Genomic DNA, 25,245 nt, shown 5'->3' with positions numbered 1-25,245 from the left:
GCGGTTCTTCCTGCCGGTGGGCATCCTTCTCGGAGTCGCGGTTGCCATCTACGTGGTTGCCGTGAAGTTCGGGGCCTTCGACCCGCTCCCCGGGTCGGAGGAGGCCAGCAGCACCCAGGGCGGGCGACGAAGCCGGCCCGGCAGGACGCAGAAGGGACGAAGGTGACCTCCAGCGCTTCCGCGCTCAGCGGCGTGCTCGCTGTGGAGAGCGATCCCGGCGGCGGCTTCACGCCCCCGGGGATCGGCGAGTTCTTCCCCGAGACCCTCTTCGGCTTCTCGTTGCTCGGCATCCAGTTCGACTTCGACCGGATCATCCTGGCGATGTGGCTGGCCACCGCGGCGATGCTGGTCTTCCTGGTGATGTCGGCCCGCAAGGCGGCGATCGTCCCCGGTCGGCTGCAGTTCATCGGTGAGTCGGGGTACTCGCTGGTGCGCGACGGCATCGCCCGCGACGTCGTCGGCCCGAAGGGGCTGCCGTTCGCGCCCTTCCTGGCCTCGCTGTTCTTCTTCATCCTCGCCAACAACCTGCTGGCGATCATCCCCGGTATCCAGATCTCGCCGATGGCGCGGTTCGCGTTCCCGCTGGTCCTGGCGCTGATCTGCTGGGCCGTCTACATCGCGGTGGGCATCAAGAACCAGGGCCTGTGGCCCTACTTCCGCGACATCATGTTCCTGCCGGGTGTGCCGAAGGCGGCCTACATCCTGGTGACGCCGCTGGAGATCCTGCAGAACTTCATCGTGCGGCCGTTCACCCTGGCGATCCGGCTCTTCGCCAACCTCTTCGCCGGCCACATGCTGCTGGTGACCTTCGCGCTGGGCGCCACCTACCTGTTCACGGTGGGCAACTTCTCGGCCGTCTTCGGCCCGCTGTCGGCCCTCATGGCGATCGTGATGACCTTCTTCGAGCTGCTGATCATCTTCCTGCAGGCCTACGTCTTCACGATGCTGATGGGCACCTACCTCAACGGTTCCGTCGAGGCCGCGCACTGACCTGAATCGGTGACCGCGCCGCGGTCGCCCCACGCACTGCACCACCCGCACGACCCCGCCAGCCGCCCGGTGGAACGCCGGGCGACGACACAGGAGGAACACCCCGCAATGATCGAGGTTCTCGCAGAGCTCGAAGGCAGCATCGGTTCGGTCGGCTACGGCATCGCCACGATCGGCCCGGGCATCGGCGTCGGTCTGGTGTGGGCCGCCTACATCCAGGCCACCGCCCGCCAGCCCGAGTCGGCCGGCCTGACCCGTACCTACGCCTTCCTCGGCTTCGCGCTCGCCGAGGCGCTGGCCCTCATCGGCTTCGTCGCCCCCCTCGTCTACGGCACCTGATCCGTACCACTGGGTACGGACACCGACTCCAGACGGGACACTGAGAGCATGAGCATCCTGGCTGCGGAGAGCCCGAATCCGCTCCTCCCGCCGCTCGGCGAGATCATCATCGGCCTGATCGCCTTCCTGATCCTGCTGTTCGTGATCGCCAAGTTCGTCGCGCCCCGCTTCGAGCAGGCCTTCCAGGCCCGCCGCGAGGCGATCGAGGGCGGCATCGAGCGCGCCGAGGCCATGCAGGCCGAGGCGAAGGCTGCGCTCGAGCAGTACCGCGCGCAGCTGGCCGAGGCACGCACCGAGGCCGCGCAGATCCGGGACCAGGCCCGCGCCGAGGGCCAGCAGATCCTTGAGGAGCTGCGGGTGCAGGCGCAGGAGGAGTCGGCGCGGATCGTGGCGCGTGGCGAGGAGCAGATCGCCGCCTCCCGCCAGCAGGTCGTGCACGAGCTGCGTGGCCAGATCGGTGCCCTCGCCGTCGAGCTCGCCGGGCGGGTCGTCGGGGAGTCCCTCGCCGACGAGGCGCGTCGGCAGGGCACCGTCGACCGCTTCCTGGACCAGCTCGACGGGATGGTCGGGTCGGGTCAGCGTGGCGGCGCGACCGCCGAGAGTGCGCGCTGATGGAGGCCTCGAGCCGCGCCGCGCTCATCGTGGCCCGGGAGCGACTGGCCGAGCTGACCCGGGACCCCTCGGGGCTCCTCGGCCGTGCGCGCGACCGGATCACCGGCCAGGCGCGGGCCACGTCCCCCGAGGAGCTGCTCACGCTGTCCGGCGAGCTGTTCTCCGTGGCGCGGCTGCTCGAGGCGCAGCCGTCGCTGCGCCGGGCGTTGTCCGACCCCGCGGGCAAGCCGGAGGAGCGGGCCGCCCTGGTGCAGCGGCTGTTCGCCGCGCGCCTGTCCCCGGTCGCGCTCGACCTGCTGGGGGTGAGCGTCCGGCAGCGCTGGTCGCGTCCCCTGGACCTGGTCGATGCCGCCCAGAACCTGGCGACCGAGGCCGCGCTGGACGCCGCCGACGTCCGTGACGAGCTGGACGACGTGGAGGACGAACTCTTCCGCTTCGGCCGGATCGTCTCCGGCGATCGCGAGCTCTCGCGCATCCTCAGCGACCGGAGCGCCTCCCCGGAGGGCAAGGGGCAGCTGCTCGATCGGTTGCTGTCCGGCCGGGTCAGCCCGGTCACCGAGCTGTTGCTCCGCAACGTCCTGACCGGCTCGCACGTCGGAACGGCCGCGGTGGCCGTCGAGCGGCTCTCCGAGGCCGCCAGCCGTCGTCGTGGTCAGTCGGTCGCCCGGGTGACGACGGCCGTGCCGCTCACCGCCGCCCAGGAGCGGCGGCTGACCGACGTGCTCGGCCGCCTCTACGGGCGGACCATCGGGCTGCAGGTGACCGTCGACCCGGCGGTGCTCGGCGGCCTCCACGTCCAGGTGGGCAACGAGGTCATCGACGGCAGCATCGCGCATCGGCTGGAAGCTGCCCGACGGCAGCTCGCCGGCTGACCGCCCACCACCACTGATCACGACCCCGCAGGGAAGAGGACTCCACGCCATGGCCGAGCTGACGATCTCCGCAGACGAGATCCGCAGTGCCATCCAGAACTACGTCACCGAGTACTCGCCGGACGTGTCCCGCGAAGAGGTCGGGATCGTCACCGAGTCCGGCGACGGCATCGCCCGGGTCGAGGGCCTGCCCTCGGTCATGACCAACGAGCTGCTCGAGTTCGAGAGCGGCGTCCGCGGGCTGGCGCTGAACCTCGACACCCGCCAGATCGGTGTCGTCGTCCTGGGTGACTTCTCCGGCATCGAGGAGGGGCAGCAGGTCCGCCGGACCGGCGAGGTCCTCTCCGTGCCCGTCGGGGACGGCTACCTCGGGCGCGTGGTCGACTCGCTCGGCAACCCGATCGACGGTGCCGGCCCGATCGCCACCACCGGCCGGCGCGCCCTGGAGCTGCAGGCGCCGACGGTGGTGCAGCGGCAGTCGGTGCACGAGCCGATGCAGACCGGCATCAAGGCCATCGACGCCATGACGCCGATCGGCCGGGGGCAGCGCCAGCTGATCATCGGCGACCGGCAGACCGGCCGGACGGCGATCGCGATCGACACGATCATCAACCAGCGCCAGGCCTGGGCGACCGGCGACCCGAAGCAGCAGGTGCGCTGCATCTACGTCGCCGTCGGCCAGAAGGGCTCGACGATCGCCTCCATCCGCGCGGCCCTCGAGGACGCCGGTGCCCTGGAGTACACGACGATCGTGGCTGCTCCCGCCTCGGAGGCTGCCGGCGTCAAGTACATCGCCCCCTACACCGGCTCGGCCATCGGTCAGCACTGGATGTACGAGGGCAAGCACGTCCTGATCGTCTTCGACGACCTGTCCCGCCAGGCCGAGGCCTACCGCGCCGTCTCCCTGCTGCTGCGCCGCCCGCCGGGCCGCGAGGCCTACCCGGGTGACGTCTTCTACCTGCACTCCCGTCTGCTGGAGCGCTGCGCCAAGCTCTCCGACGAGCTCGGCGGTGGCTCCATGACGGGTCTGCCCATCGTGGAGACCAAGGGCAACGACGTCTCGGCGTACATCCCGACCAACGTCATCTCGATCACCGACGGCCAGATCTTCCTCGAGACGGGTCTGTTCAACTCCGGTGTCCGCCCCGCCATCAACGTCGGCATCTCGGTGTCCCGCGTCGGCGGCTCGGCGCAGATCAAGGCGATGAAGTCGGTCGCCGGCCGGCTGCGCCTGGACCTCGCGCAGTACCGCGAGCTGGAGGCGTTCGCCTCGTTCTCGTCCGACCTGGATGCGTCCAGCCGCGCGACCCTGGAGCGCGGTCAGCGTCTGGTCGAGCTGCTCAAGCAGGGCCAGTACTCGCCGTACCCGGTGGAGCGCGAGGTCGTGTCGCTGTGGCTGGGCACGACCGGCAAGCTCGACCGCGTCCCGGTCGCCGACGTGCGCCGCTTCGAGTCCGAGTTCCTGGAGTTCGTCGGCCGCGGTGACAACGCCGTCTTCGAGTCGATCCGGCAGACCAAGAAGCTCGAGGACGACGCCGTCGCCAGCCTCGAGCGGGCGGTGGACACCTTCTACGGTCAGTTCACCACCTCCGAGGGGCAGTCGCTGGTCGGCAACGAGCCCGAGGCCGAGGCCATGGACGCCTCGGAGCGGGGTCAGGAGCGCGTCCAGGTCAAGCGGGGCAGCTGACCCATGGCCGCTTCCCTCCGCGCGCTGCGGCGCCGCATCCGCTCCACCCAGTCGACGAAGAAGATCTTCTCGGCCCAGGAGCTGATCGCCGGTGCCCGCATCGTGCGCGCCCAGGCCCGGGTGGAGGCGTCCAAGCCGTACGCCCGGGAGATCACGCGCGTGCTGTCGGCGCTGGCGTCCTCGGCGTCGCTGGACCACCCGCTGCTGACCGAGCGGGAGAACCCGCGCCGGGCGGCGGTCCTGGTCATCACCTCCGACCGGGGATTCGCCGGGTCCTACAACGTCAACGTGCTCCGGCGGACCGAGGAGCTGCTCGCCCTGCTGCGGCAGGAGGGCAAGGAGCCGGTGCTGTACGTCGTCGGCCGGAAGGGGGAGACCTACTACTCCTTCCGCGACCGCGCGATGGCCGGCACCTTCACCGGGTTCTCGGAGCAGCCGGGTTACGCCGACGCCCAGGAGGTCGGTCGTGTGCTGATCGACACCTTCACGGCGGGCGAGGACGACGACGAGTCCGGGAGCGGTGCCGACGGCGTCGTCGGCGTGGACGAGCTGCACATCGTCTACACCGAGTTCCGGTCGCTGCTCTCGCAGGTCCCGGTCGCCCGGCGGATGGCCCCGCTGGAGGTCGAGGAGGTCGACGAGTTCGACTACGAGCGGGAGGAGCGGGCGGCCGGCGGCACCGGCGACACCGGGATCCCGACGTCGTACGAGTTCGAGCCCTCCGCCGAGGGGCTGCTCGACGCGCTCCTGCCGAAGTACATCACCACGCGCATCTACGCGGCGATGCTGGAGGCGGCCGCCTCCGAGTCCGCCTCTCGTCGCCGGGCCATGAAGTCGGCCTCGGACAACGCCGAGGAGTTGGCGAAGAACCTGTCCCGGCAGGCCAACCAGGCGCGCCAGGCGGAGATCACGCAGGAGATCAGCGAGATCGTCGGTGGCGCCGACGCACTGGTCTCCTCCAGCGCCAACGACTGACCCCACCGAACAGCAGACACCCGAGCCCCAGGGCAGGAGAGCAGTACAGATGACCGTCACCGAGGACCGTCCGACCACCTCGCAGACCACCGGCACCGGCCGGGTCGTGCGGGTCACCGGGCCGGTCGTCGACGTCGAGTTCCCGCGCGACGCGATGCCCGACCTGTTCAACGCCCTGAAGGTCGACGTCACGCTGGCCGACCTCGGCAAGACCCTGACCCTCGAGGTCGCCCAGCACCTGGGCGAGAACGTCGTGCGCACCATCTCGATGGCGCCGACCGACGGGCTCGTCCGTGGCGCCGAGGTCGCCGACACCGGGAACCCGATCATGGTCCCGGTCGGCGACGTGACGAAGGGCCACGTCTTCAACGCCCTGGGCGAGTGCCTCGACACCCCCGGCTACGCCGAGGACGCCACGCACTGGTCGATCCACCGGAGCGCGCCGCGGTTCGACCAGCTCGAGGGCCGCACCGAGATGCTGGAGACCGGCATCAAGGTCATCGACCTGCTCACGCCGTACGTGGCCGGCGGGAAGATCGGCCTGTTCGGCGGCGCCGGGGTCGGCAAGACCGTCCTCATCCAGGAGATGATCCGCCGGGTCGCCCAGGAGTTCGGTGGTGTGTCGGTGTTCGCCGGTGTCGGCGAGCGCACCCGCGAGGGCAACGACCTCATCACCGAGATGACCGAGTCCGGCGTCATCGAGTCCACGGCTCTGGTGTTCGGGCAGATGGACGAGCCGCCGGGCACGCGGCTGCGCGTCGCGCTCTCCGCGCTGACGATGGCGGAGTACTTCCGCGACGAGATGAACCAGGACGTGCTGCTGTTCATCGACAACATCTTCCGGTTCACCCAGGCCGGGTCCGAGGTCTCGACCCTGCTGGGCCGCATGCCCTCGGCCGTGGGCTACCAGCCGACCCTCGCCGACGAGATGGGTCAGCTGCAGGAGCGGATCACCTCGACCCGCGGCCGGTCGATCACCTCGATGCAGGCGATCTACGTGCCCGCCGACGACATCACCGACCCGGCGCCGCACACCACGTTCGCCCACCTCGACGCGACGACCGTGCTCTCGCGGCCGATCTCGGAGAAGGGCATCTACCCGGCCGTGGACCCGCTGGACTCCACCAGCCGGATCCTCGACCCGCAGTACGTGGGCCAGGAGCACTACGACATCGCCCAGACCGTGAAGCAGGTGCTGCAGCGTTACCAGGAGCTGCAGGACATCATCGCGATCCTCGGCATCGACGAGCTCTCCGAGGAGGACAAGGTCACGGTCCAGCGGGCCCGGCGCGTCGAGCGCTTCCTCTCGCAGAACATGTTCGTGGCCGAGGCCTTCACCGGTCAGCCGGGGTCCTTCGTGCCGCTGGCGGAGACGCTCCAGGCGTTCAAGGCGATCACCGAGGGCGAGTACGACAACGTCCCGGAGCAGGCCTTCTTCATGTGCGGTGGGCTCGAGGACCTCGAGAAGAACGCCGCGAAGCTCCGGAAGTAGCAGGACCCCGTCCTCCTCGCCCCTCGCACGCTCGGGGTGAGCCTCCGGACGGGGCAGTTCCAGGACGGTCCGTCGGCCGGGTCTCCCTCCGGGGAGGCCCGGCCGTCGTCGTCCCACCGCCGGGATCGCCCGATCGGGTGGTTCCGCGCCACGGGGTCTGCGGAACGGGGGCGCGCCTGCCGACCATGCCCGCAGGCGCGCCCGGGTGACGGGCGCCGGCACGAGGGGCGACGTGGAACGGGACAGCGCGGTACTGCCGTCCGGGAGCCGGAGCGCTCCCGACTGGACCTGGCCGCCGTGCGCGCCGGTGGATGCGCGGATCGCCGACTTCGACACCGAGTGCTGGGCGACGGCCACCTGCGTCCGGCACCCGTGGGTACGCGTCGGCCGCTGGACGCTGCTCTACCGTCGCGCGGCCTGACGACGGCCCGTGGCCCGGGCGGGCCCTGGGCGGGGGCCGCGCGCGACACGCCGGTACAGTGGCCGCATCGTCCGCCGGTCCGCCCGGGCCGGCGGAGCACGAACCGCAGCGCACCTCTTCGCCGGTGGAGAGGTGGACCCCGAGGAGTGTCGTGGCGACCCTGCAGGTCGAGTTGGTGGCCGTCGAGCGCAAGATCTGGTCGGGTGAGGCCACGCGCGTCATCGCCCGTACCACCGAGGGCGAGCTCGGTGTCCTGCCCGGCCATGCGCCGCTGCTCGGCCAGCTGGCGGACGGCGGCGTCGTGACGATCCGCACCGAGTCCGGCGAGGACATGGTCGTCGCCGCGCACGGAGGATTCCTCTCCGTCACCGAGCGCGGTGTCTCCATCCTGGCCGAGACCGCCGAGATCTCCTCGGAGATCGACGTGGAGCGCGCCCGCGAGGCGCTGCGCCGGGCCGAGGGCGACGGGGACTCCCCGGCCGCGCGCCGCGCGCAGTCGCGGTTGAGGGCGGCCGGCGCGAGCGACTGACCCGGCCGGCGAGCGCGCGGGATGACCACCGCCCTGTGGGTGCTGATCGGCGTCCTGCTGCTGCTCGTCGTCGTGGTCTTCCTGCTGCGCCGCCGCTTCCTGCTCTCGGGGCTCGGCGCGGTGACCATGTGGCTGCGCCCCGAGGGCACGCCGCGCTGGTCGGTGGGCGTCGCCTGGTACGGCGGCGACGCCCTGCTCTGGTACCGGGCCCTCTCGCTGTCCGTCCGTCCGCAGCAGCGGCTCACACGGGTCGGGTTCCGCGTGCTCGCCCAGCGACCGGCGGGACGGGAGGATCTTGCGCTGCCCGCCGACGTCCACGTCCTGTCGTGCAGCACCGCGCAGGGCCGCCGGGAGCTGGCCATGGACCGGTCCACGGTGACCGGCTTCCTGTCCTGGGTGGAGTCGGCGCCCCCCGGCAGCTGAGCGGCCGGCTCAGTCCTCCCGGGAGGCAGCGCGGCGCTGGGCGTGCACGCCGCTGTGCGCCCCCGGCTCCCACAGGATGTCGCCGTCGGGGTTGGCCACCCGGCCGAGGATGAAGACGAGGTCCGACAGGCGGTTCAGGTAGCGCGCGGTCTCGGCGTTGGTGCGCTCGGCGTCGCTCTCCAGGAGTGCCCAGACGCTGCGCTCGGCCCGGCGCACGACCACCCGCAGCTGGTGGAGCAGGGCGGCCAGCGGGGTGCCGCCGGGCAGGATGAAGCTGTCCAGCTTGGGCAGCGTCTCGTTGTAGGTGTCGCACGCCGCCTCGAGCCGCTCGGTGTAGGCGGCCGTCACCCGCAGCGGCGGGTACTGCGGCTCGGGCACGATCGGCGTGCACAGGTCCGCGCCCACGTCGAACAGGTCGTTCTGGATGCTGCGGAGGAGCCCGGCGAGCTCCGGTTCCGGGTTGCCGAGGGCCAGCGCCACGCCGATCGCGCTGTTGGCCTCGTCGACGTCGGCGTAGGCGACCAGCCGGGGATCGGTCTTGGCCACCCGGCTCATGTCGCCCAGGTGGGTCTGACCGGCGTCGCCGGTCTTGGTGTAGATGCGGGTGAGCCGGATGGTCATGCCCGCAGCCTAGGCCGCGGCCCCCGCCGCACCGCGCCGGTGCGGCGGCCGCGGGCCGTAGGGTGGGCCGGTGGAGTGCTTCGAGGTGACCGGGGGAGCGAGGCTCGCGGGCCGGGTGCGGGTCACCGGTGCCAAGAACAGCGCGTTGAAGCTCATGGCGGCCGCGCTGCTGGCCGCCGGGCGCTCGACCATCGACGAGGTGCCCGACATCCTCGACGTGGCCATCATGAGCGAGGTGCTGCGCCGGCTGGGCTGCGCGGTCTCCTACGAGCGCACGCCCGGCAGCGGTGGCGGTGGCCGGCTGACCATCGACGTCCCGGACGAGCCCTCGACCGAGACCGACTACGACCTGGTGCGCCGCATGCGCGCCTCGATCAGCGTCCTGGGCCCGCTCGTCGCCCGCCGCGGGAGCGCGCGGGTGGCGCTGCCGGGTGGTGACGCCATCGGTTCCCGCGGGCTGGACATGCACATCTCCGGCCTGGAGCGTCTCGGCGCCACCATCGTGAGCGAGCACGGCTTCCTGGTGGCGACCGCGCCCCGGCTGACGGGGACGTCGATCTGGCTGGACTTCCCGTCGGTCGGCGCCACGGAGAACCTGGTGATGGCGGCGGTCCTCGCGCGGGGCACGACCGTCGTCGACAACGCCGCGCGCGAGCCCGAGATCGTGGACCTCTGCCGGATGCTCTGCGAGATGGGCGCGCGCATCGACGGCGCCGGCACCTCCACCATCACCGTCGAGGGCGTCGACTCGCTGCACCCCGTCGAGTACACGACCGTGCCCGACCGCATCGTGACCGGCACCTGGGCCATCGGGGCGGTGATGACGCGCGGCGACGTCGTCATCGAGCGCGGGGTCGCCGAGCACCTCACCGTCGCCCTGGACAAGCTGACCGACGCCGGCGCCACCGTCGAGGCGCTGCCCGGTGCGATCCGCGTCGCCATGGCCGACCGGCCCCGGTGCGTCGACGTCGTCACCCTGCCCTTCCCCGGGTTCCCCACCGACCTGCAGCCGATGGCGGTGGCGCTGGCCGCCGTCTCCACCGGTACGGCCCTGATCACGGAGAACGTGTTCGAGGGCCGCTTCATGTTCGTCAACGAGCTGGTGCGGCTGGGCGCCGACGTCCGCATCGACGGGCACCACGCCGTCGTCCGCGGCCGCGAGCGGTTCTCCAGCGCGCCCGTGCTGGCCACCGACATCCGCGCCGGCGCGGGGCTGGTGCTCGCGGGCCTGTGCTCCGACGGCATCACCGAGGTGCAGGACGTGCACCACGTCGACCGCGGCTACCCCGACTTCGTCGACCAGCTGTGCGGCCTCGGCGCCGTGGTGCGGCGCACGGAGCGACCGAACTAGGGGGAGGGCTCAGGCGTCGCCGAACGAGGCGGCCAGCGCCCGGGCGCGCTCGGCGTCCTCCGGGAACACCAGCACCTCCGCGCGGTGGGCCGCCGGGCAGCGCACGGTGGACCGGATGCCGGCGTCGGAGAGCAGCGCCCGCAGCGCCAGGGCCGACTCGCGGCGGGTCAGCGTGGCCACGCGGGTGAGGAGCCCGTCGTCGGGTGCCCCGGCGCGCCGTCCCCCGGCCGGATCGCCGCCGAAGGCCCACCGGGTGAACAGCGCCAGCGCCACCACCACGGCGACCGCGATCACCGGGCCCAGCTCGAGGGGCAGGCTCCCCACGTCCAGCCTCCTGTCGACCCGAACGAGTGTGCCACCGCACACCTTGGCGCACGGGGCTGCTACTCGCGGGTAACAGCCCTACACTCCGCTGGCATGCCGTTCCCTTCGCAGCCGTTGGAGCGCGACCGCCCCTGGGTCATGCGCACCTACGCCGGCCACTCCTCGCCGGCCGAGTCCAACGCCCTCTACCGCCGCAACCTGGCGAAGGGCCAGACCGGTCTCTCGGTCGCCTTCGACCTGCCGACGCAGACCGGCTACGACCCCGACGACGAGCTCGCCCGCGGGGAGGTCGGGAAGGTCGGCGTGCCGGTCACGCACATCGGTGACATGCGCGCGCTCTTCGACGGCATCCCGCTCGACGAGATGAACACGTCGATGACGATCAACGCCACCGCCATGTGGCTGCTCGCGCTCTACCAGGCGGTCGCGGAGGAGCACGGGCACGACGTCAGCAAGCTCGCCGGCACGACGCAGAACGACATCATCAAGGAGTACCTCTCGCGGGGGACCTACGTCTTCCCGCCGGCGCCGTCGATGCGGTTGATCACCGACATGGTCGCCTACACGGTGACGACGATGCCGAAGTGGAACCCGATCAACATCTGCAGCTACCACCTGCAGGAGGCCGGGGCCACGCCGGTGCAGGAGATCGCCTACGCGATGAGCACCGCGATCGCCGTCCTGGACTCGGTGCGCGACTCCGGCCAGGTGCCGCAGGAGCGCTTCGGCGAGGTCGTCGCCCGCATCTCCTTCTTCGTCAACGCGGGCGTCCGCTTCGTCGAGGAGATGTGCAAGATGCGGGCCTTCACCCAGCTCTGGGACGAGCTGACGAAGGAGCGCTACGGCGTCGAGGACCCCAAGCACCGGCGCTTCCGGTACGGGGTGCAGGTCAACTCCCTCGGCCTGACCGAGGCGCAGCCGGAGAACAACGTCCAGCGCATCGTGCTGGAGATGCTGGCCGTCACCCTGTCCAAGGACGCCCGCGCCCGCGCCGTGCAGCTGCCGGCGTGGAACGAGGCGCTCGGCCTGCCCCGGCCGTGGGACCAGCAGTGGTCGCTGCGCCTGCAGCAGGTGCTCGCCTACGAGACCGACCTGCTCGAGTACGACGACCTGTTCACCGGCTCGGTCGTCGTGGAGAAGAAGGTCGCCGAGCTCGTCGAGGGCGCCCGGGCCGAGATCGCCCGGGTGCAGGAGATGGGCGGGGCCGTGGCCGCCGTCGAGTCCGGCTACATGAAGGGCGAGCTGGTGGCCTCGCTGGCCGAGCGCCGGCGCCGGATGGAGAGCGGCGAGGACGTCGTCGTCGGCGTCAACAAGTTCGACACCACCGAGCCCAACCCGCTCACCGCCGACCTCGACACCGCGATCATGGTGGTCGACCCGGCCGTCGAGGCCGCCGCCTGCGAGGCGGTGCGGAAGTGGCGGGCCGACCGCGACCCGGAGCCGGTGCGCAAGGCCCTCGACGCGCTCCGCGCGGCGGCATCCTCCGACGTCAACCTCATGCCCGCCACCCTCGACTGCGCCCGCGCCGGCGTGACGACGGGGGAGTGGTCCGGGGTGCTGCGCGAGGTGTTCGGCGAGTACCGGGCCCCCACCGGCGTCGCCGCCGCCACCGGTGGCGGAGAGGCCGACGAGACCCTCACCGAGGTGCGCGAGCGGGTGCGGGCCACCGGCGAGGAGCTGGGCGGGCGGCTGCGGTTCCTGGTCGGCAAGCCCGGGCTCGACGGCCACTCCAACGGCGCCGAGCAGATCGCCGTGCGCGCCCGCGACGCCGGGTTCGAGGTGATCTACCAGGGCATCCGGCTGACGCCGGCCCAGATCGTGAGCGCCGCCGTGGAGGAGGACGTGCACGTGGTCGGCCTGTCGGTGCTCTCGGGCTCCCACCTGCAGGTGGTCCCGGCGGTCCTGCAGGGGCTCCGGGACGCCGGGCTGGACGACGTCCCGGTCGTGGTCGGCGGGATCATCCCCGACAGCGATGCCCGGCGGCTGCGCGAGCAGGGCGTCGCCCGCGTCTTCACGCCGAAGGACTTCGGCCTGAACGACATCATGGGGCAGGTGGTCGACGTGGTCCGCGAGGCGAACGGTCTCCCGGACCTGGTGCCCGCGCCGGCCTGACCACCGGGCCGAAGCGGACGTCGACGCCGGGGGAGAAGAGCACGCTGTCGGGTGGGCCCGGGACATCGCCCAGGCCCGCCACGGGCAGCAGCGAGTCGTCGAGGTCGACGAGCTCCGCCCGGTGCAGCGGCCACTCCGGGTGCTCGTTGCGCCAGTAGGCCGGGCCACCTCGTCCGGCCCGGTGCAGCCCCCACCGGGCGGTCAGGAAGTGCGCGAGCGGGTCCGGCCGGGCCAGCCGGCCGCCCACCTGGAGGGTGACCCGGCTGTGCGCACCGGGAGGGCCGGGCCAGCGCCGGCGGCAGCTGTAGGTCAGGCGGTCGCCGGCGCGCTCGACCCGCATCCGCGACCACGCGTAGGGCAGCCGCGCGGCCCAGCGGGCGGCGAGCACGGGGAGCAGGCGCTCGGCGTCCAGCGATCGGAAGACGACGCCCCGGCGGCCCTGCTCGTCGACCGAGTAGAGCCGGACGTTGGTCTCGGCGAACGAGCCGAGGTAGGGGATGCCCGGCGTCCCGAACAGACCGATCCGCTGCATGCGGAACGGGATCAGCCCGACGTAGGTGGCGCCGTCGAGCACGTCGGGGCGGGTGCCGGCCGGCAGCAGGGGAGCCACGCGCGCCGGGTCCACCGCCCAGTGCAGGAACGCGACGTCGCGCCAGCGCTGGGTGAACACCGTGCGGCCCGCCGGCCGCGGGGCGGTCGGGCTGAGCGGTTCCGTGTCGGCCACCGGCCCAGTTTCCCCGTTCGGAGCGCGATCGTCGTTGCCGACCGCGGCCGGGCATGGTGAGGTCGGGCATGGCCGACGGTGCACCCCGGGTCGAGCGCGACGGCGACGTCGTCCGCATCACGATGACGCGCGCGTCCAAGCGCAACGCGCTCTCCCGCGAGCACCTGGCGCAACTGCTCGCCGCCGTCACCGAGGCGGGGGAGAGCGACGCCGCGGGCATCGTGCTCGGCGCCGAGGGCCCGGTGTTCAGCGCCGGCCACGACTTCGCCGACGTCGCCGGCGCCTCGCTGCCCGAGGTGCGCAGCCTGCTGCGGCTGTGCACCGAGCTGATGCAGACCGTCCAGGACGTGCCGCAGGTCGTCGTGGCGCGGGTGCACGCCCTGGCCACGGCCGCCGGCTGCCAGCTCGTGGCCTCGTGCGACCTGGCGGTGGCCGCCGAGTCCGCGGGCTTCGCCGCCCCCGGCGGCAAGGGCGGCTGGTTCTGCCACACCCCGATGGTCGCCATCGCCCGGAACGTCGGCCGCAAGCGGGCCATGGAGCTGGCGCTCACCGGTGACGCCATCGACGCGGCGACGGCGCTGGACTGGGGGCTGGTCAACCGGGTCGTGCCCGACGCCGAGCTCGACGCCGCCGTCGACGAGCTGATGGACCGGGCCACCCGGGGCTCGCGGGCGAGCAAGGGGTGGGGCAAGCAGACGATGTACGCCCAGCTCGACCGGCCGGAGCGGGATGCGTACACGACCGCGATCGAGGTCATGGCCGCGGCCAGCCAGCTGCCCGGCGCGCGCGAGGGCATGGCCGCGTTCCTGGAGAAGCGGCGTCCGGCCTGGCCGGACTGACGGAAGATGCACCCGGGCGGGGTGAACCCGGCCACAGCCGGAATGCCCGGCGGCGCCGGAGGACTGATCCACCCGTGCAGAACATCTGGGGGCTGACGCGACGGCGCACCGTCGACTTCGGCCGCGTGACGGTGGACCGCTGTCGGGGCTGACGTCCCCGCCCGGTCATCCTCCACCCAGAACGGAAACACCCCCGTGCTCGCTCGTCTCCGCCGCGTGCCCTTCGCGGCGCAGGTGCTCCTCGGCCTCGTCGTGGGCGTGGCCCTCGGCTTCGTCGCCCGTGAGATGGGCGCCGTCGCCGACGGCTCGCCCAACTGGCTCACCAGCACCCTCCAGACCATCGGCAGCACCTTCGTCACGCTGCTGAAGACCCTCGTCCCGCCGTTGATCGTCACCGCGGTGATCGTCAGCATCGCCAACCTCAAGCAGGTCTCGAACGCCGCGCGACTGGCCGGGCAGACCCTGCTCTGGTTCGCCATCACCGCGCTGATCGCCGTCGGCATCGGCATCGCACTCGGGCTGCTCACCGAGCCCGGCCGCAACAGCTCGGTCGACGCCGCGGCCCAGGCCGACCCCACGCGGACCGGCTCCTGGTTCGACTTCCTGAACGGCATCGTGCCCGGCAACATCCTCGGCCTGCAGGCGTCGGCCGAGGGGGCGCTGTCGTTCAACGTCCTCCAGCTGATCGTCATCGCCGCGGCGATCGGCATCGCGGTGCTCAAGGTCGGCGAGGCCGCCGAGCCGTTCCTGGGCTTCGTGCGCTCCGCGCTGGCGATCGTGCAGAAGGTGCTGTGGTGGGTCATCCTGCTCGCGCCGCTGGGGACCGTCGGCCTGATCGGCAACGCCGTCGCCAGCTACGGCTGGGAGTCCCTGGGCTCGCTCGGGGTCTTCGCCGGCGCCGTCTACGCGGGGCTGGCGCTGGTGCTGTTCGTCGTCTACCCGGTGCTCCTGCGCGCCCACGGCCTCTCGCCGCTGCGGTGGTTCGCCGGCGCCTGGCCGGCCATCCAGCTGGCCTTCGTCTCGCGCTCGTCGATCGGCACGCTGCCGGTGACCGAGCGGGTGACCGAGCAGAACCTGGGTGTCCCGCGGTCCTACGCCTCGTTCGCCGTCCCGCTGGGCGCGACGACGAAGATGGACGGCTGCGCGGCGATCTACCCGGCGCTGGCGGCGATCTTCGTCGCCCAGTTCTTCGGGGTGGACCTGGGCCTCACGGACTACCTGCTCATCGTCCTGGTGTCCGTCATCGGGTCCGCCGCCACCGCGGGGGTCACCGGCGCGGTCGTCATGCTGACCCTCACGCTGTCCACCCTCGGCCTGCCGCTGGCCGGCGTGGGTCTGCTGCTGGCCGTCGACCCGATCCTGGACATGGGGCGCACCGCGGTGAACGTCGCCGGTCAGGCGCTGGTACCCACCATCGTGGCCAAGCGCGAGGGCATCCTCGACCTCGAGCGCTACCGCTCGACGAGGACGATCGACCCGCTGGCCCCGGTCGAGGAGCGCGGCGGCGTGGACGCCGACCTGCGCGAGCCGGCCACCGCCTGAAGAAGCACCCCCTGGCCCGTCACTCGCACGGGCGTGCACGGAGCCGGGCCCGGACCTCTCCGGAGGTCCGGGCCCGTCGTCATGCCTGGCCCAGGTCCGCGCAGCCGGTCTCGTGCGGCAGCAGCGGCCGCAGCACCAGCGACCACCGCGCACCGTCGGGGGTGACCCAGGGGGTGGCCGCGTTCGCCTCCGCCGCGGCATCGAGCACCGCGCGCGCCTCCTCACCGGTGGCCGTCACGCAGGTGACCCCGGGGCCGACCGGGTCGCCCGGGAGCTCCGGGCCGGGCCACGGCTGCTCCGGCTGGGCGGGCTCCACCTCGGTGTGCGGGGTCGCCAGGGCGGCGACGGCCTCGGGCTGGTACGGCTCGGGGCCGCTCACCCGGTCCGCGCCCAGGGTCGCGACCGGGTCGCGGAGCGCATCGGCCAGTTCGGACAGCCGGGCCCGGGCAGCCGCCTGCTCCTCGGTGAGCCCCGTGTCGAACTCGCCGCGCGGATCCGACCCCACGCCCAGGGCGTAGACCTCGCGGGTGACCGTCTCCCCCTCGGTGCGGAGGGTGAAGCGCGTGCTGGTCATGTCGGCGACCGGCGGCTCGCCGAGGTCGCCGGTCTCGGTCACCCCGGCGGCCACCGCCCGCTCGACGAGGTCGCGCACCCCGCCGTCACCGAGCCGGTACAGCTGCAGGTTGGGCAGCGCCGGCGCCGGCCAGATGGCGATGACCGGTCCGTCGGTGATCAGCCGGCCGTCGGCGTACAGGGTCACGGACGGCACCCGGCCGGCGAGCAGGGCCGGCGTGGTGAAGCCACCGACCTCCTCCACCTGGAGCACGACGGTCGCGTCCTCCTCCGCGGGCGACGGGTCCTCGGCGGAGGCGCCGCCGCCGGCCGAGTCGGCGCAGGCGCCGAGCAGCAGGGCCAGGACCAGCAGGGTGGTGACAGCCAGGGGACGGGTGCTCATACCGGGAGGACGGGTCGGGGTGCTCGGGAGGTTCCCCGCAGGTCCGTCCCCGGTCAGGCCGGCAACCGGTCGAGCACGTCCCGCGCCGGCCGCGGCCGGCCGAACAGGTACCCCTGCCCGTAGCGGACGCCGCGGGCGACGAGGACGTCGCGCTCGGCGGCGTGCTCGACGCCCTCGGCCACCAGCCGCGCCCCCGTCTCCCGGGCGAACGTCACCATGGCCGAGGTCATGGCCTGGCGCGCGGGGTCGGTGTGCAGCCCCATGACCAGCCCGATGTCGAGCTTGATGACGTCGGGGTTCAGCCGCAGGATGTGCCGGAGGCTCGAGTAGCCGGCGCCGGCGTCGTCCACGCTGATGGCGACACCCGTGCGGCGCAGCCGCGTCGTGACCGAGACGACCGCCTCGTAGTCGTCGAGCGGGCTGTGCTCGGTGATCTCCACGGCCAGCGGGCAGCCGGCGTGGCCCAGCAGCAGGTCGACCACGGTCGGGCACAGCAGGGCGTCCGGCGAGAGGTTCACCGCGAGGGTCAGCCCGCCGGGCAGCTGACCGGCCTCGGTCAGCGCGGCGCTCACCGCCACCTCCTCCAGCTCGACGCCGACCCCCACCGCGGCGGCCTCGTCGAACAACGCCGCCGGTCCGTCCCCGCCCCACCCGGGGAAGCGGGCGAGGGCCTCGTGCCCGGCGATCGCGCCGGTCACCATGTCGACCACCGGCTGGAGGTGGATCTCGACGGCGCCCCGCGCCAGGAAGGCGCGCACCCGGGCACGGCGCGCGGCGAGATCGAGGTCGGCCGCTGCGCCGGCGTGCCGGAAGTGGTCGCTGATCAGGTCGGCCAGCAGCTCGACCGTGCGCACCGACTCGCCGTCCAGCTGCGCGCCCGGGTCGCGGCTCACGCAGCAGAGCATCCCGATGGGCCGGGAGTCGCGCCCCCGCACCGGGGCGCCGACGTAGGAGCCGATGTGCAGGTCGCCGGTGACCGGCAGATCGCGCGTCCGGGGATCGCGCGCCGCGCCGGTGACCAGGGGAGGGAGCTGGCCGCTGAGCACCCGCACGCAGTACGAGCCCTCCAGCGGAGCCGTCATCCCCTCCTGGACGTTCATGGCCTCCAGGTCACCCGTGGCGGAGGTGATCAGCTGGCTGCCCTCGGTGAAGAGCGAGACCCAGGCGACGTCCATGCCCAACCGGGTGCGGGCGGCGTCGAGGAGCCAGTGCACCCAGTCGCCATCGAGGCGCTCTCCGTCCCGGGTACCGATCGCTCCCGCTGCGCCCACCCACCCATTCTGGGTCCCGGTGGCGGAGGTCACCACGCTTACGTCCCGGATTCTTTCCGGAACTGGGCGCCGGCGCGGCGACCGGTCGAGGGGCGGTAGCGTCGACGCCCGTGCGCCTGGTCATCGCCCGCTGCTCCGTCGACTACATCGGTCGGCTCACCGCCCACCTGCCCATGGCGACCCGCCTGCTGCTGGTCAAGGCGGACGGCTCGGTGTCGGTGCACGCCGACGACCGCGCCTACAAGCCGCTGAACTGGATGAGCCCGCCGTGCCGGCTGGACGAGGCGCTCACCGACGGCGCGGGCACCTGGACGGTGACGAACAAGGCCGGCGAGCAGCTGGTCATCAGCATCGAGGAGGTCCTGCACGACCACGCCGAGGACCTCGGCGTCGACCCCGGGCTGCAGAAGGACGGCGTGGAGGCGGAGCTGCAGCGACTGCTGGCCCTGCACGTGGAGACGTTCGGCCAGGGGTGGTCGCTGGTGCGGCGCGAGTACCCGACGGCGATCGGCCCGGTGGACCTGCTCTGCCGGGACGCCGCCGGTGGGGTGGTCGCGGTGGAGATCAAGCGCCGCGGCGAGATCGACGGCGTCGAGCAGCTGACCCGGTACCTCGAACTGCTGAACCGTGATCCGCTGCTCGCGCCGGTGAAGGGCGTGTTCGCGGCGCAGGAGATCAAGCCGCAGGCGCGCGTGCTGGCGCAGGACCGCGGCATCGAGTGCGTCACGGTGGACTACGCCGTCCTCAAGGGCACCGACGACCCGTCCCAGCGCCTCTTCTGATCCGGGCTACCGGACGGTAGCCCCCGCACGGCCGGAATCCGGGGAGTGAGAGACTTCCCCGCGATCACCGGCGATGGGAGATGGCAACGTGGCCAGGGAACTGAACGAGGTCGGCGTCGTGGGGCTGGGCACCATGGGTGCCGGCATCACCGAGGTGCTCGCGCGGGCGGGGCTGTCGGTCACCGCCGTGGAGGTCGGTGACGAGGCGCTGGCACGCGGCCGCGGTCACCTGGAGCAGTCCACGGACCGGGCCGTGGCCCGCGGCAAGCTGGACCCCGCCGAGCGCGACGCCATCTTCGAGCGGATCCGGTTCACCACCTCGCTGGAGGACCTCGCGAACGCGGAGCTGGTCATCGAGGCGGTGCCCGAGCGGATGGAGCTCAAGGCCGAGCTCTTCGCCGAGCTGGACAAGATCTGCCCGCCGGACACGATCCTGGCGACCAACACGTCCAGCCTGTCGGTCACCGAGCTCTCGGTGGTCACCGGCCGGCCGAGCAAGGTCATCGGGATGCACTTCTTCAACCCGGCCCCGGTCATGAAGCTGGTCGAGGTGGTCCGCACCGTGGTCACCGAGCCCGAGGTGGTCGAGACCGTCGAGGCGCTCGCCGACCGCCTGGGCAAGGTCGACGTGACCATCGGCGACAAGGCCGGGTTCATCGCCAACGCGCTGCTGTTCGGCTACCTCAACCACGCGGTCTCGATGTACGAGAACCGCTACGCCTCGCGCGAGGACATCGACGCGGGCATGCGCCTGGGCTGCGGCCTGCCCATGGGGCCGCTGGCGCTCATGGACCTCATCGGCATCGACACCGCCTACGAGATCCTCGACACGATGTACAAGCAGTCGCGGAACCGGCTGCACGCGCCCAGCCCGGTCATCAAGCAGATGATGACCGCCGGGCTGCTGGGCCGGAAGTCCGGCCGGGGCTTCTACACCTACGCCGAGCCCGGCTCGGCCGAGGTCGTCGCCGACGCGCAGACCCCGACGCCGGGTGGCGCCGCGGAGGGTGCCCGCCCGGTGCGGACGGTGGGTGTCGTGGGCTCCGGGACGATGGCCACCGGCATCATCGAGGTCGTCGCCAAGGGCGGGTACGACGTCGTCTTCGTCGCGCGGTCGGCCGAGAAGGTCGAGGCCGTGCAGAAGGCGCTGGCCAAGTCGCTCGACAAGCAGGTCGTCCGCGGCCGGCTCGAGGAGGCCGCCCGCGACGAGATCCTCGCCCGGGTCACCGGCACGACCTCGCTGGACGACCTCGCCGACCGTGACCTGGTCATCGAGGCCGTCGTCGAGTCGCTGCCGGTCAAGGAGGCGCTGTTCGCCAACCTCGGCGAGATCGCCAAGCCCGGCGCGGTGCTGGCCACCACCACCTCGAGCCTTCCGGTCATCGAGTGCGCCAAGGCGAGCGGTCGTCCGGCCGACGTCGTGGGCATGCACTTCTTCAACCCGGCCCAGGTCATGAAGCTGGTCGAGGTGGTCTCGACGATCTCGACCGCGCCGGACGTCGCCGCGACCATCCACGCGGTGTCGGCGCAGCTGAAGAAGCACGCGGTCTCCTGCACCGACCGGGCCGGCTTCATCGTCAACGCCCTGCTCTTCCCGTACCTGAACGACGCGGTGAAGATGCTCGAGGCGCACTACGCCACCGCCGACGACATCGACGCCGCGATGAAGGTCGGCTGCGGCTACCCGATGGGGCCGTTCGAACTGCTCGACGTCGTGGGCCTCGACGTCTCGCTGGCGATCGAGAAGGAGCTCTACACCGAGTTCCGGGAGCCCGGCTTCGCCCCGGCGCCGCTGCTCGAGCACCTGGTCACCGCCGGCTACCTCGGCCGCAAGACCGGTCGCGGTTTCCGGGACTACGCCGGCCGCTGACGCGTGCCCCGTCGCCGTCCCCGGGCCGGCTCCCGACCTGCGCGTCGGGAGCCGGCCCGGTCCGTCGACGCCGTCGAGGAGTCCGGTGACGGCGACTGGGTGGTCCGGCCGGTCACCGGCAGCTCGACCGGCAAGACCTACCGCTGCCCCGGCTGCGACCAGGAGATCCGCCCGGGGACGCCGCACGTGGTCACCTGGCCGGCCTACCTGCGGGACTCCGACCTCGAGCCGTGGGACGTCGAGTCGGCGGCCGACCGGCGCCGGCACTGGCACACGGCGTGCTGGCGGTCGCGCGCCCGGCGGCGGTGAAGAAGGACCCCGCTGCCCTCCACGCCTCGCGAGCTCGGCGCGGGCCCCTGCAGCGGGGCCGTTCCATCAGGTCATGAGCTCCGCCGACACCACCACGTTGTCCCGGTAGCTGCCCGCCCCCCGGTCGAACGGCCCGCCGCAGGTGATGATCCGCAGCTGGGCCCCGGAGGTCGGCGCGTAGACCGTCGGCCCCGGGAACGCCGCCTTGGCGTACCGGTCGACGGCGGTGACCCGGAAGCGGGCCGTCGTCCCGTCGCCCCGGTCCACCAGCACCTCGTTCCCGGGAGCCACCTCGCTCAGACCGGCCAGCGCCCCGGGGCGGCCGGCCCAGTCCACGTGCCCGGTGAGCACCGCCGGGCCGACCGCGCCCGGGCGCGGGCCGCCGGTGAACCAGCCGGCCACGGACGGGTCCGCCGGAGGGACGAGCGCGCCGGTGCCGTCCAGACCGGCCCCGACCAGCGGAGCGTCGATCCCGGCCGCGGTGATGCGCAGCCGCACCGGGTCGGCGACGGCGGTGGGCGCCGCCGACCGTGCGGTGGTGCCCCACGGTGCACCGGCCAGGACGGAGACGGTGCGGGGGAGCCAGCCGGCGACCGGGCCGGCCGGACCGCCACCGGCCTCCACCCCGCCCACGGGCCGCATGGCGGGGCCGGTGGCGTCCGCGACCACTCGCAGCTCCACGCCGCCCCCGGAGCGCTCCAGGGCGAGCACCGTGCGGACCGAGCCGGCGGGCAGGTCCAGCTCGGCTTCGTCGCCGGTGGCCGGCACGAGGGCGCGGTGCCGGCCACCCGGCACGACGACGGGGGGCCCGGCGCCCGGGAAGCCCAGGTCGGTCGCGAGCGCCGGGCCGCCGGCCAGCACGACGCCGAGCGGGGTGGCCGTGGGCGCGGCGGCGAGCACCCGGACCCGGGCGGCGCCGGCCGGCGGGGCGCTCAGGTCGTCGTCGAACGGCTGCAGGGCCAGTCCGGCGAAGGTGCCGGTGACCGCCACGGTCCGCGCCTGCCCAGGGGGAAGGTCGACGCGGGTCGTGAGCACCGGCGCGGTGGCGGCCGGCGCACCGGCGGGCCGGACGCTGACCGCGTACGCGCCGGCGGCCAGCTCGGCGTAGCCGTCCACCTCGCCGTACCCCAGGCCCTCCGCGACGACGGGCCCCGCGTCGACGAGGACCTCACCGGGAGGTGCGGCCCGGGTCAGCGAGACGTCGACCGCCGGGGTGTCGGGGGAGAGGTGGGCGACCCGCAGCAGTCCGGCGCGCGGCTCGTCGGCGGCGGCGCGGCCCGGGGTGCCCAGCACGGCCGGCAGCGCGACGAGCAGCAGGGCCAGGAGCGCCGACAGCCCGCGTGCCGGCCGGACGCGGGGGTCCGGGGTCACGCGGGCTGTCGCCGGGAGGTACCGGGGGATCAGGAGCGCCCCTGGCCCACCGGCTCGTCGATCGACTGCGTCGTCGGGGCGGCCTGCGCGGCCGGGGTCGACCCGGTGGCGTTCGGCCGCGGCGGCAGGGGCAGCGCCCGGGTGGTCGGCTCCGCGCGCTGGACCGCCGGGAACGTGGCCGTCACCGGGTCGGAGCGGGTCGGCTGGCGGGCCGCGGCGGACTCGCCCTCGGCCCGGGGGGCCTGGACGGCGGGCTGCTGCCCGGTCTGGGGACCGGCGACCGGTGCGGGTGCCTGGCCGGCAGGTGCCGGCGCCTCCGCGCGCTCCGGCCGCTCCGCCGGAGCCGCCTGCTGCTGGGGCGCGGTCTGCCGGGGCGCGGTCTGCTGGGCCGCGGGCTGCCGCTGACCGGCCTCGCCCGTCGGTGCGGCATGCTGCGCGCGCCGTTCGGTGTCGGCGTCGTCGCGGGCCTGCTGCGCGCGGTCGCCGAGGTCGGGCAGGCTGTCCAGCAGCCGCCGGGCCTGCACCAGCCGGCTGGTGAGCTCGTCGCGGACCTCGCGGATGGCCTCGGCGCGCGCCTCGGCGTCGGCGACGAGCTGGGCGGCGTGCTGCTCGGCGGCGGCGATCCGCTGGCGGGCGGCCTGGGTGGAGACGCGCTCGCGCTCCTCCTCCGCCTGCGCCGCCTCGGCCCGGCGGGCGCGCTGCGCGATGTCGAAGTCCTCCTCGACCTTGGCCCGGCGGGCCTGCGACTCGGCGTCGAGGCGGGCCACCCGCTCCTGCGCCTTGGCGACCAGCTCGTCGGCGCGCAGCTGCGCCTTCTGCATGATCTGCTCGGCGGCCTGCCGTGCCTCGGCGATCATCCGCTCGACCTCGGCCTGCCCGGCCGCGTGCCGCTCCTGCAGCGCGCGCTCCTCGGCATCGGTCTGCTCGCGGACGGCCTGGGCGTCGAGCTCGGCGGCCCGCCGGATCTCGCCCGCCTCCTCCTCCGCCAGCTGCAGCATGTGCTGGATGCGCTCGCTGATGTTCTCGAACGTGGGGGCGGCGGCGGTCGCGGCCTTGCGCCGCAGCGACTCGATCTCGCCGTGGAGCGCCGACAGCTGGCTGGCCAGGTCGGCGGAGCGCTCGACCGCGGCGTCGCGGTCGGCCAGCGCGATGCGGAAGTCCGCCTCCAGCCGTTCGATCGTGTCGGCGACCTGGTTGCGGTCGTACCCCCGGAGGACGACATCGAACGAGTGCTGGGCCTCGTGCACCGGCATGTCACGGCGGGGGTCGCTCATGGGTTCATCCTCGCAGAAGGGCAGGGGCTCGTCACCGTCCCCGGCAGGGTGCGCCCCAGGTGTCCCGGATGTCCCGGGTGACACGCCGGGCGCGTGCGCGAGGGGCCGGGCCGCACGTGCGGCCCGGCCCCCGGTGACGCGCTGGAACGGCCACCTTCCAGGGGCCCGCGCCGAGCATGCGAGGCGCGGGGAGGAGGGTGGTCCTTACACGCCGCGGAAGCGGTTGATCGCGTCGATGTGCTTCTCGCGCTTCTCGGCGTCCTTGACGCCGAGCCCCTCCTCGGGGGAGAGGGTCAGGACGCCGACCTTGCCCTGGTGGGCGTTGCGGTGGACGTCGAGGGCGGCCTGGCCGACCTCCTCCATCGGGTACACCTTCGACAGGGTCGGGTGGATGAGGCCCTTGTCGATCAGCCGGTTGGCCTCCCACGCCTCCTTGTAGTTGGCGAAGTGCGAGCTGAGGATGTTCTTCAGGTTCATCCACAGGTAGCGGTTGTCGTACTGGTGCATGTAGCCGGTGGTCGAGGCGCAGGTGACGATCGTGCCGCCCTTCTTGGCGACGTAGACGCTCGCGCCGAAGGTCTCCCGGCCGGGGTGCTCGAAGACGATGTCCACGTCCTCGCCCCCGGTCAGTTCACGGATCTTCTTGCCCAGGCGCTGCCACTCCTTGGGGTCCTGGGTGTGCTCGTCCTTCCAGAACTTGTAGCCCTCGGCGGAGCGGTCGATGATCAGCTCGGCGCCCATCTTGCGCACGATCTCGGCCTTCTCCGGGCTGCTCACGACGCACACCGGGATGGCGCCGCCGTTGAGGGCCATCTGGGTGGCGTAGGAGCCCAGCCCGCCCGAGGCGCCCCAGATGAGCACGGTGTCGCCCTGCTTCATGTTGGCGCCGTTGCGGCTCACCAGCTGGCGGTAGGCGGTGGAGTTGACCAGCCCGGGGCTGGCCGCCTCCTCCCAGGTGAGGTGGGCCGGCTTGGGCATGAGCTGGTTGCTCTTGACCAGCGCCAGCTCGGCCAGGCCGCCGAAGTTGGTCTCGAAGCCCCAGATCCGCTGCTGCGGGTCCATCATCGTGTCGTCGTGGCCGGCCGGGTCCTCGAGCTCCACCGAGAGGCAGTGCGCGACGACCTCGTCACCCGGCTTCCACTTGTTGACCCCGGGGCCCACGCGCAGCACGACGCCGGCGAGGTCGGAGCCCACGACGTGGTAGGGCAGGTCGTGCCGCTTGGTGAGCTCGGAGACCCGGCCGTAGCGCTCGAGGAAGCCGAAGGTGGACACCGGCTCGAAGATCGACGTCCAGACGGTGTTGTAGTTCACCGAGGAGGCCATGACGGCCACGATCGCCTCGCCCGGGGCGAGCTCGGGGGTCGGCACCTCCTCGACGTGGAGGGACTTGCGCGGGTCCTTGTCCCTCGTGGCCTGGCCTTCGAACATGTGCTGCTCGTCCTTGCGGACCAGCACGGCGCGGTAGGACTCCGGCACGGCCAGGCCCCCCAGCGCGTCCAGCTGGTCGGCGAGGATGGCGTCCCTGATCTCGTTCACGCGTACTCCCGGGTCATCGGTGGC

The 25,245-nt window shown here is 73.0% G+C and carries 25 protein-coding genes; 17 read left to right on the top strand and 8 right to left on the bottom strand.

The features are described from left to right. Nucleotides 1-162 precede the first annotated feature (162 nt). The 10 genes from atpB to ACI79S_RS05565 all read left to right on the top strand — a co-directional run bounded on the left by atpB (nucleotide 163) and on the right by ACI79S_RS05565 (nucleotide 8,340). Nucleotides 163-990 (top strand): F0F1 ATP synthase subunit A, encoded by an 828-nt coding sequence (gene atpB, locus ACI79S_RS05610; RefSeq protein WP_456592452.1) that lies wholly within the window; start codon nucleotides 163-165, stop codon nucleotides 988-990. Between the two features lie 108 nt (nucleotides 991-1,098). Continuing rightward, on the top strand, nucleotides 1,099-1,329 hold the full coding sequence (gene atpE, locus ACI79S_RS05605; protein ID WP_014377627.1) for an ATP synthase F0 subunit C: 231 nt from the start codon (nucleotides 1,099-1,101) through the stop codon (nucleotides 1,327-1,329). Nucleotides 1,330-1,377: 48 nt separating this feature from the next. Then, a complete protein-coding gene (locus ACI79S_RS05600; protein ID WP_456592451.1) occupies nucleotides 1,378-1,941 on the top strand; it encodes a F0F1 ATP synthase subunit B in 564 nt (187 codons plus the stop codon). Further along, on the top strand, nucleotides 1,941-2,813 hold the full coding sequence (locus tag ACI79S_RS05595) for a F0F1 ATP synthase subunit delta (RefSeq protein WP_456592450.1): 873 nt from the start codon (nucleotides 1,941-1,943) through the stop codon (nucleotides 2,811-2,813). The genes ACI79S_RS05600 and ACI79S_RS05595 overlap by 1 nt, the downstream gene beginning before the upstream one ends. Before the next feature lie 49 nt (nucleotides 2,814-2,862). Then, complete coding sequence (gene atpA, locus ACI79S_RS05590; protein WP_456592449.1) at nucleotides 2,863-4,500, top strand: F0F1 ATP synthase subunit alpha; 1,638 nt, start codon at nucleotides 2,863-2,865, stop codon at nucleotides 4,498-4,500. Between the two features lie 3 nt (nucleotides 4,501-4,503). Continuing rightward, the gene (locus ACI79S_RS05585) at nucleotides 4,504-5,475 is read left to right on the top strand and encodes a F0F1 ATP synthase subunit gamma (RefSeq protein WP_456592448.1); all 972 of its coding nucleotides are present in this window, start codon (nucleotides 4,504-4,506) and stop codon (nucleotides 5,473-5,475) included. Nucleotides 5,476-5,524: 49 nt separating this feature from the next. Beyond that, nucleotides 5,525-6,967: a F0F1 ATP synthase subunit beta gene (gene atpD / locus ACI79S_RS05580; protein WP_456592447.1), complete on the top strand. Its 1,443-nt coding sequence runs from the start codon at nucleotides 5,525-5,527 to the stop codon at nucleotides 6,965-6,967. Between the two features lie 232 nt (nucleotides 6,968-7,199). Then, entirely contained in the window at nucleotides 7,200-7,388 is a 189-nt protein-coding gene (locus ACI79S_RS05575; RefSeq protein ID WP_456592446.1) for a hypothetical protein, read from the top strand. A gap of 151 nt (nucleotides 7,389-7,539) precedes the next feature. Then, nucleotides 7,540-7,917, top strand: a complete 378-nt coding sequence (locus tag ACI79S_RS05570) for a F0F1 ATP synthase subunit epsilon (protein WP_456592445.1) — start codon at nucleotides 7,540-7,542, stop codon at nucleotides 7,915-7,917. Nucleotides 7,918-7,938: 21 nt separating this feature from the next. Beyond that, complete coding sequence (locus tag ACI79S_RS05565) at nucleotides 7,939-8,340, top strand: DUF2550 domain-containing protein (RefSeq protein WP_456592444.1); 402 nt, start codon at nucleotides 7,939-7,941, stop codon at nucleotides 8,338-8,340. Between the two features lie 9 nt (nucleotides 8,341-8,349). Here ACI79S_RS05565 and ACI79S_RS05560 read toward each other — a convergent pair whose 3' ends face one another. Beyond that, nucleotides 8,350-8,961 (bottom strand): cob(I)yrinic acid a,c-diamide adenosyltransferase, encoded by a 612-nt coding sequence (locus tag ACI79S_RS05560; protein ID WP_456592443.1) that lies wholly within the window; start codon nucleotides 8,959-8,961, stop codon nucleotides 8,350-8,352. 70 nt (nucleotides 8,962-9,031) lie between these two features. On the opposite strand from ACI79S_RS05560, the gene murA reads away from it, so the two are divergent. Continuing rightward, nucleotides 9,032-10,312 carry a UDP-N-acetylglucosamine 1-carboxyvinyltransferase gene (gene murA, locus ACI79S_RS05555; protein WP_456592442.1) on the top strand — a complete coding sequence of 427 codons (1,281 nt, stop codon included), beginning with the start codon at nucleotides 9,032-9,034 and terminating at the stop codon, nucleotides 10,310-10,312. Between the two features lie 9 nt (nucleotides 10,313-10,321). On the opposite strand, the gene ACI79S_RS05550 is transcribed toward murA, so the two are convergent. Beyond that, complete coding sequence (locus ACI79S_RS05550) at nucleotides 10,322-10,636, bottom strand: hypothetical protein (RefSeq protein ID WP_456592441.1); 315 nt, start codon at nucleotides 10,634-10,636, stop codon at nucleotides 10,322-10,324. Between the two features lie 93 nt (nucleotides 10,637-10,729). On the opposite strand from ACI79S_RS05550, the gene ACI79S_RS05545 reads away from it, so the two are divergent. Next, nucleotides 10,730-12,748 (top strand): protein meaA, encoded by a 2,019-nt coding sequence (locus ACI79S_RS05545; RefSeq protein WP_456592440.1) that lies wholly within the window; start codon nucleotides 10,730-10,732, stop codon nucleotides 12,746-12,748. Here the strand turns inward: ACI79S_RS05545 and ACI79S_RS05540 are convergent. Beyond that, entirely contained in the window at nucleotides 12,678-13,472 is a 795-nt protein-coding gene (locus ACI79S_RS05540; protein ID WP_456592439.1) for a YqjF family protein, read from the bottom strand. The two genes, ACI79S_RS05545 and ACI79S_RS05540, sit on opposite strands and share 71 nt — an antisense overlap. Nucleotides 13,473-13,540: 68 nt before the next feature. Between ACI79S_RS05540 and ACI79S_RS05535 the strand changes: the two genes are divergently transcribed. Both ACI79S_RS05535 and ACI79S_RS05530 read left to right on the top strand, forming a co-directional pair. Next, nucleotides 13,541-14,311, top strand: a complete 771-nt coding sequence (locus tag ACI79S_RS05535; RefSeq protein ID WP_456592438.1) for an enoyl-CoA hydratase-related protein — start codon at nucleotides 13,541-13,543, stop codon at nucleotides 14,309-14,311. Nucleotides 14,312-14,506: 195 nt separating this feature from the next. Continuing rightward, on the top strand, nucleotides 14,507-15,853 hold the full coding sequence (locus ACI79S_RS05530) for a dicarboxylate/amino acid:cation symporter (RefSeq protein ID WP_456592437.1): 1,347 nt from the start codon (nucleotides 14,507-14,509) through the stop codon (nucleotides 15,851-15,853). A 79-nt stretch (nucleotides 15,854-15,932) separates the two neighbouring features. Here the strand turns inward: ACI79S_RS05530 and ACI79S_RS05525 are convergent, their stop codons facing one another. Both ACI79S_RS05525 and ACI79S_RS05520 read right to left on the bottom strand, forming a co-directional pair. Next, complete coding sequence (locus ACI79S_RS05525) at nucleotides 15,933-16,808, bottom strand: hypothetical protein (protein WP_456592436.1); 876 nt, start codon at nucleotides 16,806-16,808, stop codon at nucleotides 15,933-15,935. 53 nt (nucleotides 16,809-16,861) lie between these two features. After that, entirely contained in the window at nucleotides 16,862-18,079 is a 1,218-nt protein-coding gene (locus ACI79S_RS05520) for a sensor domain-containing phosphodiesterase (protein WP_456592435.1), read from the bottom strand. 110 nt (nucleotides 18,080-18,189) lie between these two features. On the opposite strand from ACI79S_RS05520, the gene nucS reads away from it, so the two are divergent. The 3 genes from nucS (at nucleotide 18,190) to ACI79S_RS05505 (ending at nucleotide 21,040) form a co-directional block, all read left to right on the top strand. Continuing rightward, a complete protein-coding gene (gene nucS / locus ACI79S_RS05515; protein WP_456592434.1) occupies nucleotides 18,190-18,861 on the top strand; it encodes an endonuclease NucS in 672 nt (223 codons plus the stop codon). Nucleotides 18,862-18,949: 88 nt separating this feature from the next. Further along, nucleotides 18,950-20,731, top strand: a complete 1,782-nt coding sequence (locus ACI79S_RS05510; RefSeq protein WP_456592433.1) for a 3-hydroxyacyl-CoA dehydrogenase family protein — start codon at nucleotides 18,950-18,952, stop codon at nucleotides 20,729-20,731. Between the two features lie 3 nt (nucleotides 20,732-20,734). Beyond that, entirely contained in the window at nucleotides 20,735-21,040 is a 306-nt protein-coding gene (locus tag ACI79S_RS05505) for a hypothetical protein (protein ID WP_456592432.1), read from the top strand. Nucleotides 21,041-21,106: 66 nt separating this feature from the next. On the opposite strand, the gene ACI79S_RS05500 is transcribed toward ACI79S_RS05505, so the two are convergent. The 3 genes from ACI79S_RS05500 to ccrA all read right to left on the bottom strand — a co-directional run bounded on the left by ACI79S_RS05500 (nucleotide 21,107) and on the right by ccrA (nucleotide 25,221). Further along, the gene (locus ACI79S_RS05500; protein ID WP_456592431.1) at nucleotides 21,107-22,411 is read right to left on the bottom strand and encodes a class F sortase; all 1,305 of its coding nucleotides are present in this window, start codon (nucleotides 22,409-22,411) and stop codon (nucleotides 21,107-21,109) included. A 29-nt stretch (nucleotides 22,412-22,440) separates the two neighbouring features. Further along, a complete protein-coding gene (locus ACI79S_RS05495) occupies nucleotides 22,441-23,685 on the bottom strand; it encodes a hypothetical protein (protein ID WP_456592430.1) in 1,245 nt (414 codons plus the stop codon). A 204-nt stretch (nucleotides 23,686-23,889) separates the two neighbouring features. Further along, nucleotides 23,890-25,221, bottom strand: coding sequence for a crotonyl-CoA carboxylase/reductase (ccrA, locus tag ACI79S_RS05490; protein WP_456592429.1), 1,332 nt, complete (start codon nucleotides 25,219-25,221; stop codon nucleotides 23,890-23,892). Nucleotides 25,222-25,245 lie beyond the last annotated feature (24 nt).

Source organism: Blastococcus sp. SYSU DS1024 (genome assembly GCF_054050795.1).
The sequence above is the reverse complement of the archived record's forward strand: the minus strand, read 5'-3'. Positions and strand labels throughout refer to the sequence as shown.

Bases quoted from the DNA above. Each gene is read 5' to 3' on its own strand.
- ACI79S_RS05525 (WP_456592436.1), bottom strand. From the start codon at position 16,808: ATGAGCACCCGTCCCCTGGCTGTCACCACCCTGCTGGTCCTGGCCCTG.
- atpD (WP_456592447.1), top strand. From the start codon at position 5,525: ATGACCGTCACCGAGGACCGTCCGACCACCTCGCAGACCACCGGCACC.
- ACI79S_RS05535 (WP_456592438.1), top strand. From the start codon at position 13,541: ATGGCCGACGGTGCACCCCGGGTCGAGCGCGACGGCGACGTCGTCCGC.
- ACI79S_RS05545 (WP_456592440.1), top strand. From the start codon at position 10,730: ATGCCGTTCCCTTCGCAGCCGTTGGAGCGCGACCGCCCCTGGGTCATG.
- ACI79S_RS05595 (WP_456592450.1), top strand. From the start codon at position 1,941: ATGGAGGCCTCGAGCCGCGCCGCGCTCATCGTGGCCCGGGAGCGACTG.
- atpA (WP_456592449.1), top strand. From the start codon at position 2,863: ATGGCCGAGCTGACGATCTCCGCAGACGAGATCCGCAGTGCCATCCAG.
- ACI79S_RS05565 (WP_456592444.1), top strand. From the start codon at position 7,939: ATGACCACCGCCCTGTGGGTGCTGATCGGCGTCCTGCTGCTGCTCGTC.
- ACI79S_RS05560 (WP_456592443.1), bottom strand. From the start codon at position 8,961: ATGACCATCCGGCTCACCCGCATCTACACCAAGACCGGCGACGCCGGT.
- atpE (WP_014377627.1), top strand. From the start codon at position 1,099: ATGATCGAGGTTCTCGCAGAGCTCGAAGGCAGCATCGGTTCGGTCGGC.
- ACI79S_RS05600 (WP_456592451.1), top strand. From the start codon at position 1,378: ATGAGCATCCTGGCTGCGGAGAGCCCGAATCCGCTCCTCCCGCCGCTC.
- ACI79S_RS05585 (WP_456592448.1), top strand. From the start codon at position 4,504: ATGGCCGCTTCCCTCCGCGCGCTGCGGCGCCGCATCCGCTCCACCCAG.
- ACI79S_RS05495 (WP_456592430.1), bottom strand. From the start codon at position 23,685: ATGAGCGACCCCCGCCGTGACATGCCGGTGCACGAGGCCCAGCACTCG.